Here is a 793-nt window from a genome sequence, read left to right as displayed (position 1 = left end):
TCCCCGCCCCGGCCGGCACCCTCGACCCCGCCGCCCTCGACGAGGCCCTCACCGCGCTGCCCGGCCCGCGCGGCTCCGTCCTGGTCGCCGCCACCGCCGGCACCACCGACGCCGGACTCATCGACCCGCTCCCCGAGATCGCCGGCCTGTGCGCCGCCCACGGCGCCCGCCTCCACATCGACGCCGCCTACGGTGGAGGCCTCGTCTTCAGCGACCGCCACCGCGACAAACTCGCCAGCCTCGACCGCGCCCACACCGTCACCCTCGACCTGCACAAACTCGGCTGGCAGCCCGTCGCCGCCGGACTCCTCGCCGTCCGCCACCCCCGCGACCTCGCCGCCCTCACCCAGCGCGCCGACTACCTCAACGCCGACGACGACACCGAAGCCGGCCTGCCCGACCTCCTCGGCCGCTCGATGCGCACCACCCGACGCCCCGACGTCCTCAAGCTCGCCGTCACCCTGAAAACCCTCGGCCGCACCGGACTCGGCACCCTCGTCGACCAAGTCTGCGCCCGCGCACGGGAGTTCGCCGCGCTCGTCCGCGACCATCCCGGCTTCGAGCTCTACGACCGTCCCGTCATCAGCACGGTCCTGTTCCGGCCCGCCGGAGCCACCGACGACGCCGTGGCCGCCGTACGCCGCCAACTCCTCACCGACGGACGGGCCGTGCTCGGCCGGGCCGCGCTCGACGACCGGCTCTGGCTCAAGGTCACCCTCCTCAACCCCCACACCCGGCCCGACGACCTGGCCGCCCTCCTGAAACTGGTGGAAGGAAACACCCCCCGATGAGC

The 793-nt window shown here is 74.4% G+C and carries 1 protein-coding gene; it reads left to right on the top strand.

Annotation, left to right across the window (positions count from 1 at the left end):
* Positions 1 to 791, top strand: a 791-nt coding sequence (locus tag JHN63_RS51605) for a pyridoxal-dependent decarboxylase (protein ID WP_234478979.1), incomplete at its 5' end; no start/stop codon positions are given.
* Between the last annotated feature and the right edge of the window lie 2 nt (positions 792 to 793).

It is taken from the genome of Streptomyces sp. MBT65 (genome assembly GCF_016612545.1).
Taxonomy (GTDB): Bacteria; Actinomycetota; Actinomycetes; order Streptomycetales; family Streptomycetaceae; genus Streptomyces.
The sequence above is the reverse complement of the archived record's forward strand: the minus strand, read 5'-3'. Positions and strand labels throughout refer to the sequence as shown.